The organism is Sphingomonas fuzhouensis, from assembly GCF_034659795.1.
Lineage (GTDB): Bacteria > Pseudomonadota > Alphaproteobacteria > Sphingomonadales > Sphingomonadaceae > Sphingomonas > Sphingomonas fuzhouensis.
The window spans coordinates 49,045-64,474 of sequence record NZ_JAXSQY010000006.1; the positions used below are offsets into that span (position 1 = coordinate 49,045).

The window sequence follows — 15,430 nt, forward strand, 5'->3', positions numbered from 1 at the left end:
TTCTGCAACAGGATTGCGTCGTTAGACCGTCGGTACTTGCACCAGTTGTAGGCGGCAAGAAAACAGATGGACTTGGCGCAATCGATTGGTGATGCGGCAAAGTGCAACCGAACCGGCCCGACCAAAGTGCAGGCTTCTGGTTTTGCCGATGCTGGGATGGGTCGGCGGCCTCGGTGCCCTGCACTCCGACCGCCGACAACGGGTTAACGCCGCTCGTTCAATGCGCCTGACCCGGCGCATAGGGGAAGTGCTGCGCCTTGTACCAGGCCAGATCATGCTCGGGCGGGCGGACCCCGGCGGGCAGCGGGCGGTGGTTGATCGACATCCAATAGGCCAGGCTGGCATCGCGCCACCAGCGGGCTTCGCGCTCCTGGATGGCGAGGTAGGTCGCGGTCTTCTGCCACCGCTCCGCATCGATCCTGCCACGCAGGCTGTCCCATTCGCGGCGCATCTGCGCGACATAGTCGACGCCGCGATCATAATGGGCGACCAGTTCGTCCCACAGATTGCGGCCGCTGGCCATGCGACGGTCCCAGGGGACGTGATGGAACCAGAGCAGCATCGATTCCGGCGTCGTCTCGGGCCTGGCAAAGGCCTTGGCGACCGGCCCGGCATATTGGCCGACGGCATTGCTGCCCGTGGCGGTTCGGTCGAAGCCGATCCCGGCGGCGTCGGCGCGGTGGTAATAGGTCGGGTTCCATTCGGGGCGTGCCAGATCGGACACCCATGGTCCCGGTCCATAATGATGGCCCGTCGCCATCAGATGGGCCAGCCCCAGCGCGCCGGTATAATCCACGACCGCCTCGCGCGAGCCCATCATCATCTTCGTGACGGTATCGATCACCTGCGGATCGGTGCCGAAGGTCTGCGCCGCCCAGGCACGGGCGATCGCCTCAGCCGACATATCCGGGTCCCAGGCCAGTCGGCCGAAGGCGTACCAATTGGCCTGGTTGAAGGTCGACCCGCTCCAGTCGCGGTCGCGGCCGATATTGGCGACGCCTGCCATGCCGGACAATTTGTGATGCTCCGCTTCGCCGTCGACGACATCGGCGACCGTCTCGCCCGGCTTCCAACCGGTCTTGGCATCCAGCACCTCGGTAAATAGCGGGCCGAGATAAGCGAGATGGGTCGCAAAGCCGAGATATTCCTTGGTGATCTGGAACTCGATCATCAGCGGCGTGTGCGGCATCGCGCCGAATAGCGGGTGGAAGGGCTCGCGCGGTTGGAAGTCGATCGCGCCGTTCTTCACCTGCACCAGGACGTTGTCGGCAAACTTGCCGTCGAGCGGCTTGAACTCGGTATAGGCCTGTTTCGCGCGGTCCTCGGGATCGGTCTCGGCATAGACGAAGGCGCGCCACATCACGATGCCGCCATGGGGCTTCACGGCTGCGGCGAGCATGTTTGCGCCATCGGCATGGCTGGCACCGTAATCGCGCGGGCCTGGCTGACCCTCGCTATTGGCCTTGACCAGAAAGCCGCCGAAATCCGGGATGGCACGATAGATTTCGTCCGCCTTGGCCTTCCACCAGGCCGCGACGGCGGGGTCGCGCGGATCGGCACTCTTCAGGCCACCCAGTTCGATCGGGGCGGAAAAGCGGACCGAGAGATAGACCTTGATGCCCCAGGGGCGGAAGATATCCGCAAGTGCGGCCGCCTTGGCGATATAGGGCGCGGTCAGGCTGTCGGCCTTGGCATTCACATTGTTCAGAACGGTGCCGTTGATTCCGATCGAGGCATTGGCGCGGGCATAGTCGGTATAGCGTGGATCATGGAAATCGGGGAGCGTCCACCAGTCCCAGATCGACTGCCCCGCATAGCCGCGCTCCACCGACTCATCGAGATTGTCCCAATGGTTGAGGACGCGCAGCTTTACCTTGGGTGCGGAGCGCAGCGCAACGGCATCGGCCTTGCCGCCGGTGGCGAGATGGCGGATCAGCGCGAAGGCGCCGTACAGTGCACCACGATCGGTGTTGCCCGCGACCAGCAGGACGTGCTGCCCATTCATGGTTACCGAACGGACCAGATAGCCTTCCTCGCCCAACCCATCGAACGGCAAGCGCAGCGCGCCAAGGGAAGGGGCCAATGCCGTCGCCACCACCACCGGCGGCGTACCGGTGGGCAGGGCACGGCGCAGTTCGGCACCCGCCAGATCGAGCGTCGGCGACGCACCTAACAGCCTGACGCTCACCTGTCCGACCGATGGCGCGGCCATGCGCAGCCATAGCGTATAGCCGTCGTCGGCCGCCGCCGGAAACGGCAAGGCGACCAAGGATAGCGACAGCGCGACAGCCCATGCGCGATTCCGTTTCATGCCATACTCTCCCGAACTGTCGGCGATTGACAAGCCGACGCTTGGCCCGCACGTTACCGCTATCAGACCAATTGGCAAGTCGGGTTGAACCGGCTGCCTGACAGGAGAGGCTTTGATGCGCCGCTGGCAACATCTCACACGCCATGCCGCTTTGCGCGGTCGTCCTTCTGTCGTGCCCTTGTTCGCCTGAAGGACGCCATTAATGCCGAAGATCGTTTCCGCCCGCCTGATCGTCACGTCGCCGGGGCGTAATTTCGTCACGTTGAAAATCGAATGCGACGACGGCACCACCGGCCTGGGCGACGCCACGCTCAACGGCCGCGAACTGGCGGTTGCCAGCTATCTTCAGGATCACGTCATCCCCTGCCTGATCGGACGTGAGGCGCACCGGATCGAGGATATCTGGCATTATCTCTACAAGGGGGCCTATTGGCGGCGTGGGCCGGTGACGATGACTGCGATCGCGGCGGTCGACATGGCGCTTTGGGACATCAAGGGGAAGGTCGCGGGGCTGCCGGTGTATCAGCTGCTGGGCGGCGCGGCGCGGGAAGGCTGTCTCGTGTATTGTCATGCCAATGGTACGACGATCGCGGATACCATCGCCACCGCCCTGGCGCACCGGGACGAGGGTTATCGCGCGATCCGCCTGCAATGCGGCGTGCCGGGGCTGGCCTCGACTTACGGCGTCGCCAAGGCGGGGCAGCGCTATGAACCGGCCGATGCCGATCTGCCGAGCGAAAGCGTCTGGTCGACCGAGAAATATCTCCGCGTCGTACCTGAGCTCTTCGCCGCCGCGCGCGAGGCGCTGGGGTGGGATGTGCATCTGCTGCACGATGTCCATCACCGTCTGACCCCGATCGAGGCGGCGCGGCTGGGCAAGGATTTGGAACCTTATCGCCCGTTCTGGATCGAGGATGCGACCCCGGCCGAGGATCAGGAGGCGTTCCGCCTGATCCGCCAGCATACGACGACCCCGCTGGCGGTGGGCGAGATTTTCAACTCGATCTGGGATGCCAAGCATCTGATCGAGAACCGGTTGATCGATTATGTTCGTGCCACCGTCGTCCATGCAGGCGGCCTGACCCATTTGCGGCAGATCGCGTCGCTTGCCGACCTTTATCAGGTGCGCACGGGATGCCATGGTGCGACCGACCTGTCGCCCGTCACCATGGCGGCGGCGCTGCATTTCGGGCTGTCGATCCCCAATTTCGGCATTCAGGAACATATGCCGCACACCAATGAGACCGACGCGGTCTTCCCGCACCATTATCGGTTCGAGGACGGCATGATGCATCCCGGCGACGCACCGGGCCTGGGCGTCGCGATCGACGAAGCGCTTGCCGAAACCTATCCCTACAAGCGCGCCTATCTGCCGGTGAACCGCCTGGAGGACGGGACGCTTTGGAGCTGGTGAGATGAGCGACCTGACCCAGGCCGCCGCGACCGCGCCCGATACCGCCGCCCATGCCGTGCCGCCACCGCGCGGGCGGGTGCGTTGGATCATTTGCGGCCTGCTCTTCGCCGCCGTCGTGCTGAGTTATATCGACCGGCTGGTGCTGGGGGTGCTCAAGCCGCAGCTCACCGCACTCTATGGCTGGACCAATAGCGGCTATGGCGACATCACCGGCTATTTCCAGGTCGCCTATGGGTTGGGCTTCCTGCTGTTCGGCTGGCTGATCGACCGGATCGGGCCGCGCGCGGGCTATTTGCTGGCGATGGGCGCGTGGACGGTCGGGCATTTCGCGCAGACGCTGGTCACCTCGACCACCGGCTTTGCGCTCGCTCGCATTCCACTCGCACTGGGCGAGGCGGGAACTTTCCCCTCCGCGCTGGCGGCCGCGTCGCAATGGTTCCCGAAGAAGGAACGCGCGATGGCGATCGGCATCTTCAATGCCGGGGCCAATGTCGGGGCGGTGGTGACGCCGTTGCTGATCGGGTTCCTGATCGCCGATCTGGTACTCGACTGGCGCTGGGCTTTCATCATCACCGGGCTGTTCAACCTCGTCTGGCTGACGGCATGGTGGCGGCTCTATCACCCGCCGCACAGCCATCCGCGCATCACGGCCGAAGAGCGCGCCTGGATCGAGGCGGAGCCGGTCGAGACGAGCGGCCGTGCGGGCTTCCTGACCGTACTGCGTCACCGCGAGAGCTGGTCCTATATGACTGGACGGTTCCTGATCGATCCGGTCTGGTGGACCTTCCTGTTCTGGCTGCCCGACTTCTTCCACAGCCGCTATGGTTATGATCTGAAGAATTTCGGTCCGCCGCTGGTCGCCATCTATATCCTGGCCGATGTCGGCGCGATCGTCGGCGGTTGGTATTCGTCGCGACTGCTCAAGCACGGGGTGGAGACGGGGCGGGCGCGCAAGCGGGCGATGTTCGCCTGTGCGCTCTTTGCCCTGCCGGTCATGTTCGCCGCACAGGCGAGCAGCATCTGGATCGCGGTGGCGATGATCGGCCTGGCGTGCGCGGCGCATCAGGGTTTCTCGACCAACCTCTTCGCGCTGCCGGGTGACCAGTTCCCCCGCTATGCGCAAGGAACGTTGATCGGGCTGGGCGGCTTTGCGGGCGCGACGGGTGGGTTCATCGCGTCGAAGGCGTTGGGCGCCTTGCTTGACCGGGTGGGGAGCTATCAGCCCTTCTTCATCGCGTGCGGTGTCGCCTATCTGGTGGCGCTGCTCGTCTTCCACCTGCTCAACCCGCGCTATCGCAATGTGCGGATCGCGGCGGATACGCGCCAATCCGACAAATCGTCGCTGGTTTAGCGGCCGCCATAGACGGGCGTCGCGTTATTACCGTCCTGCTCGGGAGCCGTGGTCGTTTCGGTGCGTTTGCCTTTGCAAATGAGGGAGCGACAAGCGGTTATGCGAACGGGGACGGTATTGGTACTGGGGTTGCTGCTGTCGGGTTGCGGCGGTCAAGCGGTCTCCGATCAGAATGCGACCGCGACGGCGGATCAGGCGGCCAGGCCCGCGCAATGGAACGACCAGACGCGAACGCAGCTTCGCCAGGCGATCGATGGCCGCGCGGCCCATGGGCTGGACCATATGAATTTCGCGGTCCCCTCGGGCGACGACGCGGCACTGAACCGGGAGGCGCTGCGTTTCGCCTCGGCGCTGGCGCGCGGCGCGACCGATCCGACCAAGCTGTACGAGGTCTATACCGTGCCCCGGCCGTCTCCTGACCTGAAGGCCGGGTTGGCCGCTGCCCTGCGCGCCGGGGACCTGACGAAATGGCTGAACGGCCTTGCCCCGCAGGACGGCAATTACAAGCGGCTGTCCGATGCTTATCTGAAGCTGAAGCAACAGCCGCAGGATGCCGATACGAAGATCGCCGGGACCGGCGAGCCGATCAAACCAGGTGATACCGATCCGCGCCTGCCCGCGATCCTGCATGAGTTGGTCGTGCTCGACTATCTGGCCCCGAATACGGCACAGGGGGATGTCTACACCCCGACCGTCGTCGATGCCGTGCGCCGGATGCAGGCGGATTACGGGATGAAGCCCGACGGCATTATCGGCAGCGAGGCACTGGCGATCCTCAACATGTCCAATGCCGATCGCGCCCGTGCGGTCGCAGTGGCGATGGAGCGGTTGCGCTGGTTGGAGCGTACGCCGCCTGCGACGCGTATCGACGTCAATATCGCGGCCGCGCGGCTGAGCTATTGGCGAGACGGCAAGATCGTCGACACCCGCAAGGTCGTCGTCGGCGAACCGGATACCGAGACGCCGCAGCTTGGTTCGCCCATCTATCGCCTGGTCGCCAATCCGACCTGGACCGTCCCCCGCTCGATCCAGGAAAAGGATCTGGCCAAGAAGGGCGCGGCTTATCTGAAGGCGAACAACATGATCTGGAAGGACGGCTGGATCGTGCAGCAGCCCGGACCCAAGAATTCGCTCGGTCTGGTCAAGTTCGACATGCTGAACGACCATGCCATCTATTTGCACGATACGCCCGCCAAGGCGCTGTTCAACATGGTCCAGCGCCAGCGCAGCCATGGTTGCGTCCGCGTCGACGATGCGCTGGGCTTTGCCGAGATGCTGGCGAAGGACGAAGGCGTGTTGGACGAATGGCACCGCGCGCGGGAGACGGGCAAGGAGAGCTTCGTCAAGCTGCCCCGCCAGATCCCGGTTCGGCTGCTCTACCAGACCGTCCTGTTCGATGCTGATGGTGAGCCGATCGTGCGCAACGATCCCTATGGCTGGGACGACCGCGTCGGTGCAGCGCTCGGCTTCAAGGCAGGCAAGGCGTTGCGTGTTCAGACCGGCGCGGCGGACGTCGGCCCGTAAGAGCGCGGTGAGGGGCTGGTATCAGCCCCTCAATGCCCGAAGATTGGCGAGGAAATTGGCGATCTCGCGCCGTCGCAGCCGTTCCTCGGCGAATTCGCCGTCGATCCCCAGTTGCCAGCGTAACGGGCGGCTGTCGGGATCGTCGTGCAGGGCGTCCAGTTCGGCGGCGCGGGCCGCCACGTCGCTTTCCGCCTCTGCAAGCCCGGCCTCGACCAGATCACCAGCTTGCGCGCCGATCGCCAGCGCGATCTCGCGCAATGCGAGTTCCGGGTGATACTGTACGCCCCAGAAAATCCCCCGATCGAAGCGAATTTCGGCCGCCTGGATTTTGGTCACCGCGTTGCTGGCGAGCAGGGTCGCACCGGGTGGCAGCTCCAGTACTTCGTCGCCATGCACCGCCGGGGCGTCCCAACTGGCCGGACGGCCCGCCAGCAGCGGGTGCGACCGCCCGGCCTCGGTGGCGCTGATCCGGCGGGCGATGCCTGCTTCCATGCGCTCGGGCATCTTGCGCACCCGTCCGCCCGCCGCGGCCACAGCGATCTGCAATCCGGCGCAGGAGCCGAACGACGGCACGCCCGAGGCGAACACCCGCCGCATGAAGTCCAGCTGGCGTCGGACCTCGGGGCTGTCGTCATAGACATGCATTGGTGAGCCCGTCAGGAACACGGCATCGAACCGCCCCAGATCCTCCGCCGACAGCGTTATGGCGTCTGCATCGGCGGGCGACAGGAGCGTGATGTCGATGCCCGGCTGCATCTGTTTCAGCGTCGCGGCATAGGTTTCGCCGGAACTCTTGCCTGCGCGACGACGGCGGGCCTCACGCTCTTCGGGCAATTCGCTTTGCGCTATCAGATAATGCGGCACGCTGTGCTTTCGATGGTGAACCGCGATAACGCGCCGATGACCGGATAGTCCCCGACAATCAGCCTGATATCATGTAGCTAATGCGACAGAGTTGCATTTGCATGATGGATGCTCTAACGGCCCCCGGCAACAAGGGGGTTGACGAAAATGAACAGGAATTGGCGGTTGCTGGCGCTGACGACGGTCGCACTCTATCCGGCGGCGGCCTGGGCGCAGCAGGGGCAACCCGGTGTCGACGCCACGCGGTCGACCGAGCAGAATTCGGACCCGTCAAAGGACATCGTCGTCAGCGCGTCGCGCTCCGTCCTGCCTCCCAATGCTCTGCCGATGACCATCGACATCATCGACAAGCAGGCGCTCGATCAGCAGCTTGCCATCTCCGGTTCGGTGGTGGATGCCGTCTCGGCGCTCACCCCGTCCTTCTCGCCGACGCGGCAGAAGCTGTCGGGCGCGGGTGAGACGCTGCGCGGCCGGTCGCCGCTCTATGCGATCAACGGCATTCCGCAGACGACGCCGCTGCGCGACGGCAGCCGCGACGGCTATACGATCGATGGCTTTTTCATCGACCGGGTCGAGCTGATCTATGGCTCCAACGCGCTGCAAGGGGTGGGTGGCACCGGCGGCATCGTCAATCAGGTGACGGTCGGCGCGCCGCGTCGCGAAGGATTTAGCGGCCGTGCGTTGGTCCAGGGTACGGCCGATACCGACTTCCACGGCGAAGGGCTGGGCGGCAAGGTCGCAGGCCTGCTTCAGTACAAGGCCGGACGCTTCGATATCAGCGCCGGTGCGGCCTATGACAAGCGCGGCGTCTTCTATGACGGAGAGGGGCGTCGGGTCGGCCTGAACCTGACCCAGGGCGAAACGCAGGATTCGCGCACGACCTCCCTGTTCGCGCGGGCGGGCTATGCGGTGACCGACACGATGCGGCTCGACCTGATCGCCAGCCGTTTCGAGCTGAAGGGCGACGGCAATTATGTCGCGGTCGCGGGCAACCGCCTCACCGGCCTGCCGACCAGCGCCACGCGCGGCAACCCGCCCGGGCACAGTGCCGCCAGCCGGACCGAAAGTGTCGCGCTGTCGCTGACCGACCCCAATCTGGGTTCGGGCAATTTCGTCAGCCAGATTTTCTGGAACCGCACCCGTGACACCTTCGGAGCCGAGCTCAACCCGATCGCGACCTTCCAGGACCCGCTGATCGCACCGGTCGGCACGTTGATCGACCAGTCGCAGAACCGCAGCCGCAAGATCGGCGGCAAGATCAGCTATGAACGGGCGATCCCCGGTTTCGAGGCGCTGACCGCGATCGTCGGCTTCGACGCGCTTTGGGACAAGACCGAACAGCGGCTGATCCTGACCAACCGCGTCTGGGTGCCGCCCGCCGAGTTCCGCAGCCTGGCGCCGTTCGGCCAGCTGAACCTCGCCTTGTTCGACAAGGTTCTGCGGCTGTCCGGCGGGGTGCGGTGGGAGAATGTCCGCATCCGCATCCCCGATTACACGACGCTTGCCACCGCGAACCGCACCTCGGTCAAGGGAGGTACGCCGACCTTTCAGGATGCGCTGTTCAACGGCGGGGTGATCGTCGAGCCGATCCACGGCGTGCGGGCCTATGCCAGCTTTGCCGAGGGCTTCACCGTGCCCGATGTCGGCCGTATCACCCGTTCGGTCGAGGAGCCGGGGGTCGAGATCGACAAGTTCCTCGACATCGCGCCGATCGTCTCGAACAATCGCGAGATCGGCGTCGAGGTGAAGCGCGGCCCCCTCGATGCCAGCACCGCCTATTTCTGGTCATCGAGCAACAAGGGCCAGCTGCTGATCGCCAATGCCGGCGGCATCTTCAACGTGCAGCGTCTGCGCACCGAAATCCAGGGGCTGGAGATCAACCTGGGTATGCGAATGCCGCTGCCCGGCACCCGCGTTTCGATCGGCTATGCGCATCTGTCGGGTCGCTATGACAGCAACAGGCCGCCGGACGGCATTGTCGACACCGATCTCGACGGGACCAATATCTCGCCCGACCGCCTCAACCTGGCGGCCAGCTATGATCGTGGGCGTTGGTCGGCGCGGGTGCAGAGCCAGTTCTACCTGTCGCGCACCTTCAAGGGGCGGATACGTGATCCGCGCAACGATTTTGGCGGCTATACGGTCGTGGACGGCACCATCGCCTATAATACCGGCGCGGGAACCATCTATCTGGCGGCGCAGAACCTGCTGGACCATTTCTATATCGATTATTCGAGCGACACGCGGCTGCCCAATGACAATTTCAGCTATTTCGCCGGGCGTGGGCGGACATTGACGCTGGGTTGGGACGTCCGATTCTGACGATGCGCTGGCTCGATCTTCTCCATCGCTGGACGGGCGGCGTCATCGGGATCATCCTGGCGCTGCTCGGGCTAACGGGGTGTCTTCTTGTCTGGAAGACCGCCTGGATCGGGCTTCCGGACAAGGGCGCGCCGCTGGTCCGCGATCCGGCGGCGATCGCGTCGACGGTCCAGCGGCTTCTGCCCACGCCCAGCGGTGGCGAAAGCATCGTCTTTGCCGATAAGGGCTTTGCGCTGCTTCAGGTGCGGCTGCCCGGCGGTGCGGGCGCGTATGCCGATCAGGGCGGGCATATCGTCACGCGCTGGGCGAGCCAGTGGCAACGGCCCGAGCTGTGGCTGTTCGATCTGCATCATCACCTGTTCACCGGCGATGTCGGGGAGACGGTGATCGGCATCGCCGGCCTATGCGGCCTGTTCTTCGTCGTGACGGGGAGCATCCTGTGGTGGCGGACGCGGCGGACCTTCCGCTGGCGCCTCCTGCCCAAGCGGTTGAGCCGTCCCGCGATCGTTACCCATCACCGCGATCTGGGGATCATCGTCGCGCCGCTGCTGCTCTTGTCGACGATCACGGGGGCGGCGATGGTCTTTCGTCCGGTGGCGATGATCGTCATCGCGCCGTTCGGCTCGCCCGGTGCGGCGCTGGCGGCGGTGCGGCCGGGCAAGGTGCATGGCGGGCCGCTGGCCGCCAACCCGCCCTGGCAGACGATGCTGACGATCGCGGCTCAGCGCTTTCCGGATGCGACGGCCCGTATCCTGTCGCTGCCGCGCCATGAAGGCGATCCGATCGTCCTGCGGATGCGCAGGGCAGGGGAATGGCTGCCCAATGGCCGAAGCACCCTGACCTTCGATGCCGCGACCGGCCGCCTGCTCTCGACCACCGACGCCCTGGCGATGCCCCGAGGTGCGATGGTCTTCAACACGCTCTATCCCCTTCATGCCGGGCGAGTGGGCGGCATCGTCTGGAAACTGCTGATGACCGCAACCGGATTGGCGATGACGCTGCTGGGGTCGTTGGCGGTGTGGAGCTTCTGGTTCAAGCGGCCGCGCGTTTCGCCCAAGCGCGGCCGCCGATAGCTCTTATCGCCGGAGCATCGCGGCGAGGGTCAGCCCGGCCCCAAGCTGGAGCAAGCCATAAGCCCGACGCCGCAGGGGCCGGTCGGCAAAGGGGCGGACGAGAATGGCCACCGCCGCGATATCCGATCGCCAGAGATCGACATGCCGCCTCGGCTGGAACAGGCCGAGCATCCCGTCGCCGATCATGAAGACCGCCGCCATCTCCGCGGCTCGGCGGACGCCGATCTGCATTGTCGTTCGGTCGCTCATGCCTTCTCTCCAAAGCCCTTGAACGCAGACCGACGCGGATCGTCGCAGGCGATGCGCCAGCCCGTCACGGCTGTCGGCTGAACCGCCAGCGATCGAAATCGAACAATGCGTCGCCGCCGCCATGGAAGACCAGGAACAGGTCGTGCACCCCGGTCGCGTTGCTGACGGGTGTCGTCTGCGTGGCCCAGCCATCGCCCGGACGGGGTTTCAGGGCCAGCGTGCCGATCTGAGGTCCGTCGACCCGGTCGAGGTGCAGCGAGATACTGGCATCGCGGCGCACTTGCGCGACGTCGGCGGCGAAGCTGGCCGCACCGCGTCCGAAATCGACACCGCCGATCTTGATATAGCTGCGGTCCGCAATACGCGTGACATAGACCATGTCGCTGCCAGCTTGTGCCGTGGTTACGCCGGGCGCCCAGCGATAGGGGCGATCCCGGTCGCGCGGGATGCGGGAGGTCCAGGCGATCGTTTCCGCCTGAACCCAGCGATAGGGATCGAGCGGTGCGATTTGCGAAACACCTTCGTCGTCCCACCAGGGCAGGCGGGGGATGGTGCCGTCGGGCTTATACTGGAACTCGCGCAGCGTGACCGACCGGCGCTCGTGATGGATGGGCGTAAGAGCGAAATTCAGTTCGTAGTGAAAGCCGAACAGATAGGAATGCCCCTTATAGTCGATGATGCCCGGATGATTGCCGGTCGATTTGGCGCTGGGGTCCATGATCGGCCCCTTGTGCACCCAAGGGCCAGTCGCCCTGTCGCTCATCGCGTAACCGATCCCCTCCGGGCAGCAGGTCGAGGCATAGGCCATGTAGTAATGGGGGCCGCGTTTGTAGAACCAGGGGCCCTCCTGATAATCGATCGGCTTGGCGACCTTTACGACCTCGCCGGAGACGGACATCATGTCGCGGTTCAGCTTGACGTACCACAGGTCCGGATTGCCCCAGTAGAGATAGGCTTGGCCGTCATCGTCGATGGCCACGGTCGGATCGATCGCGCCGAAGCGCGCGGCGATCAGCGGCTTGCCCAGCACGTCGCGAAACGGCCCCTCGGGCCGGTCGGCGACCGCGACCCCAATGGCCGTATCGGGGTTCCCGGCCACGCGGATGGGGGCATAGAGATAGAATTTGCCGTCACGCGCGATGACCTGTGGCGCCCAGGCACCATTGTCCTGCTGCGCCCAGGCAAAGGTCTTGAGCGAGGCGGGCGAGCCACGGTCGGTCCAGTTGACCATGTCGGTCGAACTGTAGAGCCGCCAGTCGAGCATCCGGAACCCCTCCGCATCATCCTCGTCATGGCCGGTGTAGAGATAGACGACCCCGTCATGGACCAGCGGCGCAGGATCGGCGGTGAAGCGTGTCTGGACGATCGGATTGTCCGCACCCGCACCGATGGGCATCAGGGCCGTGGCCAGCCCGACGACCATGCCCAAAACCGCTCGCCATTTACCCATCCTATCCCCCTTGCTCCTGAAAACTGGGCGGGGCACGCGGTTATGCCCCGCCCGCCGATCCCTCAGAACCGGAAGCGGACACCCGCCGAAAGCAGGCTCGCCTCCCAACGAATATCACGCGGATAGCGCGGGTCCTTCACATAGCTGTGGTAGGGGGTGCGCAGCAGATTGGTCGCGTCCACCGTCAGCGTCACATTGTCGTTCACGTTATAGCTGGCCGACAAGTCGAGCCGCCCGACCGCCCCCGAATAGACGGTGGTGAACACGCCCGGCGCGCCGAAGCCGTCGACGTTGGAACTGCGGTAATTATAGGCCAGGCGAACGCTCGTCGGCCCTAGTTCGTACAGGCCGATGACGTTGAAGCTATACTTCGACACACCGGGCAGGGTCTGTCGGCCACCGGCGAAGTTGGCGGCGGCGGGTACGATCTGCTCGCCATCGATATAGGTGAAGTTGGCCTGCGCCCCCAGGCCCCGCAGCGCGCCGGGCAGGAAGTCGAAGAAGGTGGTGCCCGCCACCTCGATGCCCTTGATCGTGCCCGACCCGGCATTGGACGGACGATAGACCAGGATGTCGCCGAAGGGCTGCACGTTGACGATCTGCGGCAGCGAATTGATGAAGCCGTTGATCTTGCGATAGAAGCCCGCAACCGACACCGATCCGGTTCGCGAGAAATAATATTCCAGCGACGCGTCGTAATTGTCCGACCGGATCGGTTGCAGGTTCGGGTTGCCGCCATTGCCCGTGTAGGAGATGTTGCCCCCGACCGTGCCCTGCGACACGGTCAGCGTCGGGTTGATCTGGTTGAAGCCCGGCCGCGACAAGGCCTGGGTGCGCGACAGGCGTAGCTTCAGCTGGTCGGTGAAGTGCAACTGCGCGCTGATATTGGGCAGGATATCGGTATATTGGGTCGAGGAGTTGATCGGGACCAGCACCGTGCCGCCCGCGGAGGTCGGCAACTGGTTGGTGCCGTTCAGCCGGTTGCGCGTCAGGATCACGCGCGCGCCGATCGCGCCGTCGACGGGAATGCCGATGTTGAAGGCGTAATTGACCTGCGCATAGGTGGTATAGACCTGCTCGCGCGCCTGGAAGGCGTTGAGCGGATTGAGGTTGGGAAGCTCTGGCGCCCAGGCAGCCTGCGTTCCGGCATCGGCACCCGCGCGGACCAGCGCCTGGCGGATATAGTCGCGCACATCGTTCAGCCGGTCGTTGAACAGGAAGGCATTGGGCGCGAACCAGCTGCGGAACTGCTGCACGTCATCGCCCTGGAAGCCCGGCTGGATCATGCCGCCCTGCGATACGGTCGGCACCTTGTCGATCGTGTCCTTCAGGCTGACGAGCGAGGCATAACGGTCGCCATAGACCGAGCTGGCGCTGCGATCGCCATAGCGCAGCCCGAACATGAATTTCGGGAACAAGGACGAGCCTGTGTCCAACACCAGATTGCCCTGCCACTGCCACTGATCGCCCGCCGACCGGCTGCGATTTTCGATCAGGCCGCGCATGTAGAAGCTTTTGGGGTTGCTGAAATCGACGCCGCTGGGCGTGAAGTCGACGCTGCCCTGATCGTTCAGCTTGACCGCCAGCGACAGGGGGGTGGCCACCTGCGTCTGGAACTGGCCCCAATTTCCGCTGGCGATCGACTTGGTATAGGCAAGGTCGGTGGTGAAGACCGCGTTGCCAATGTCCCACTTCGCACCCAACGCGCCCTGATAAGTGTCGGTGCGGCTGGTGCCGAACTCCTTGGACGGCCCGTTGACCAGCCCCAGATCGACGTCGAACGACTGGAGCGTCGTGCCATCCTGCGTCAGTACCGCATTGCGGATCGTCGGCGGGTTGCCGCCATTGGGGTTGGACTGGATCGGGATGCCGAAAAAGTCGTTGGCGACGCGGTCGCGATAGCCCTGATACAGGCCATCGACATAGATCATCAGATTGTCGGCGGGCTTCCACTGCAGCGAGCCGTTGACCGAGGGACGCTGGCGGTTGCCGCGCCGATAATAGAGGCCGATATCCTGCGGGAAGGTGAAGTTGCGACCGACCGAGGCGGGCAGGATCTGCTGGTTGGCCGGAACATTGTCCTGGAAGCCCTGATAGCGGATCGAATTGAGATAACGGGTCTGGGTGAAGGACACGTTGATGAGCGCGCCGATCTCGCCGATCCCGGTCTTCCATCGGTCGCTGACGAGCAGGCTGCCGATCGGATCGAGCTTGCGCGATTCCGTATTATAGACGCCCCGCGCCGCGCCTGCGATCTGGAAGCCCTTGAAGTCGAAGGGCCGGCGCAGGCCGACATCGATCAGACCCGCAATGCCGCCCTCCAGATTGTCGGCGGTCGTCGCCTTGTAGACCTCGACCCGCGACAGCGCCTGGGCGGGGAAGTCCTGGATCGACACCGATCGACCGTCGGCGGTGAAGATTTCGCGGCCCTGTACCGTCGTCTGGACATTGGGCAGGCCACGGATCAGCACGCCGTTCGCTTCGTCGGCATAGCGCGTGACCTGGACGCCGGTGACGCGCGCGATCGCCTCGGCGGCGTTGTTGTCGGGGAATTTGCCGATATCCTCGGCGACCAGTGCATCGACGATCGCGTCTGAATTGCGTTTGATGTTCTGCGCGTTGCTCAGGCTCTGGCGGATGCCGGTGACGACGATGTCGGCGCTGGTGGGCTGCGCTGTGTCCGTCGTCGGTTGCTGCTGCGGCGTCTGTTCCTGGGCGTGGGCTGGTGCCGCAAGCGCGACCGCCATCAACGTGGAAACGGATGCCATTAGGCGGCTCATGGAAATCTTCGTCATAGTCCCCTCCTTTTATTGAAAACGTTTACGGTCGTAGGGCTGGTGAGCCGCTCTTCATGGCGGCTTGCCACCGGACA

The 15,430-nt window shown here is 64.7% G+C and carries 10 protein-coding genes; 5 read left to right on the plus strand and 5 right to left on the minus strand.

Translation table 11 applies throughout. The annotated features are described in order from the left end of the window. Positions 1-217: 217 nt before the first annotated feature. Positions 218-2,311 (minus strand): alpha-glucuronidase family glycosyl hydrolase, encoded by a 2,094-nt coding sequence (locus U1H82_RS13315; RefSeq protein WP_322965436.1) that lies wholly within the window; start codon positions 2,309-2,311, stop codon positions 218-220. A 202-nt stretch (positions 2,312-2,513) separates the two neighbouring features. Here U1H82_RS13315 and manD point away from each other — a divergent pair, with 202 nt between their 5' ends. From manD to U1H82_RS13330, 3 genes are all read left to right on the plus strand, one after another. Continuing rightward, positions 2,514-3,725, plus strand: a complete 1,212-nt coding sequence (gene manD / locus U1H82_RS13320) for a D-mannonate dehydratase ManD (RefSeq protein ID WP_322965437.1) — start codon at positions 2,514-2,516, stop codon at positions 3,723-3,725. A 1-nt stretch (position 3,726) separates the two neighbouring features. Further along, positions 3,727-5,076, plus strand: a complete 1,350-nt coding sequence (locus U1H82_RS13325; RefSeq protein WP_322965438.1) for an MFS transporter — start codon at positions 3,727-3,729, stop codon at positions 5,074-5,076. Positions 5,077-5,175: 99 nt separating this feature from the next. Beyond that, the gene (locus U1H82_RS13330) at positions 5,176-6,600 is read left to right on the plus strand and encodes a L,D-transpeptidase family protein (protein ID WP_322965439.1); all 1,425 of its coding nucleotides are present in this window, start codon (positions 5,176-5,178) and stop codon (positions 6,598-6,600) included. A gap of 21 nt (positions 6,601-6,621) precedes the next feature. Here U1H82_RS13330 and U1H82_RS13335 read toward each other — a convergent pair whose 3' ends face one another. Continuing rightward, the gene (locus tag U1H82_RS13335) at positions 6,622-7,464 is read right to left on the minus strand and encodes a type 1 glutamine amidotransferase (RefSeq protein WP_322965440.1); all 843 of its coding nucleotides are present in this window, start codon (positions 7,462-7,464) and stop codon (positions 6,622-6,624) included. 147 nt (positions 7,465-7,611) lie between these two features. Between U1H82_RS13335 and U1H82_RS13340 the strand changes: the two genes are divergently transcribed. Both U1H82_RS13340 and U1H82_RS13345 read left to right on the plus strand, forming a co-directional pair. Continuing rightward, positions 7,612-9,786: a TonB-dependent receptor gene (locus tag U1H82_RS13340; RefSeq protein WP_322965441.1), complete on the plus strand. Its 2,175-nt coding sequence runs from the start codon at positions 7,612-7,614 to the stop codon at positions 9,784-9,786. A 2-nt stretch (positions 9,787-9,788) separates the two neighbouring features. Beyond that, positions 9,789-10,859, plus strand: coding sequence for a PepSY-associated TM helix domain-containing protein (locus tag U1H82_RS13345; protein ID WP_322965442.1), 1,071 nt, complete (start codon positions 9,789-9,791; stop codon positions 10,857-10,859). A gap of 3 nt (positions 10,860-10,862) precedes the next feature. Here the strand turns inward: U1H82_RS13345 and U1H82_RS13350 are convergent, their stop codons facing one another. The 3 genes from U1H82_RS13350 to U1H82_RS13360 all read right to left on the minus strand — a co-directional run bounded on the left by U1H82_RS13350 (position 10,863) and on the right by U1H82_RS13360 (position 15,353). Next, the gene (locus U1H82_RS13350) at positions 10,863-11,108 is read right to left on the minus strand and encodes a hypothetical protein (RefSeq protein WP_322965443.1); all 246 of its coding nucleotides are present in this window, start codon (positions 11,106-11,108) and stop codon (positions 10,863-10,865) included. Between the two features lie 64 nt (positions 11,109-11,172). Continuing rightward, entirely contained in the window at positions 11,173-12,558 is a 1,386-nt protein-coding gene (locus U1H82_RS13355; RefSeq protein ID WP_322965444.1) for a glycoside hydrolase family 43 protein, read from the minus strand. A 62-nt stretch (positions 12,559-12,620) separates the two neighbouring features. Next, on the minus strand, positions 12,621-15,353 hold the full coding sequence (locus U1H82_RS13360) for a TonB-dependent receptor (protein ID WP_322965445.1): 2,733 nt from the start codon (positions 15,351-15,353) through the stop codon (positions 12,621-12,623). Positions 15,354-15,430 lie beyond the last annotated feature (77 nt).

What these genes read in the sequence shown, in the direction of transcription:
- U1H82_RS13315 (WP_322965436.1), bottom strand. Translation starts at nt 2,311, where the DNA reads ATGAAACGGAATCGCGCATGGGCTGTCGCGCTGTCGCTATCCTTGGTC.
- manD (WP_322965437.1), top strand. Translation starts at nt 2,514, where the DNA reads ATGCCGAAGATCGTTTCCGCCCGCCTGATCGTCACGTCGCCGGGGCGT.
- U1H82_RS13325 (WP_322965438.1), top strand. Translation starts at nt 3,727, where the DNA reads ATGAGCGACCTGACCCAGGCCGCCGCGACCGCGCCCGATACCGCCGCC.
- U1H82_RS13330 (WP_322965439.1), top strand. Translation starts at nt 5,176, where the DNA reads ATGCGAACGGGGACGGTATTGGTACTGGGGTTGCTGCTGTCGGGTTGC.
- U1H82_RS13340 (WP_322965441.1), top strand. Translation starts at nt 7,612, where the DNA reads ATGAACAGGAATTGGCGGTTGCTGGCGCTGACGACGGTCGCACTCTAT.
- U1H82_RS13345 (WP_322965442.1), top strand. Translation starts at nt 9,789, where the DNA reads ATGCGCTGGCTCGATCTTCTCCATCGCTGGACGGGCGGCGTCATCGGG.
- U1H82_RS13350 (WP_322965443.1), bottom strand. Translation starts at nt 11,108, where the DNA reads ATGAGCGACCGAACGACAATGCAGATCGGCGTCCGCCGAGCCGCGGAG.
- U1H82_RS13355 (WP_322965444.1), bottom strand. Translation starts at nt 12,558, where the DNA reads ATGGGTAAATGGCGAGCGGTTTTGGGCATGGTCGTCGGGCTGGCCACG.
- U1H82_RS13360 (WP_322965445.1), bottom strand. Translation starts at nt 15,353, where the DNA reads ATGACGAAGATTTCCATGAGCCGCCTAATGGCATCCGTTTCCACGTTG.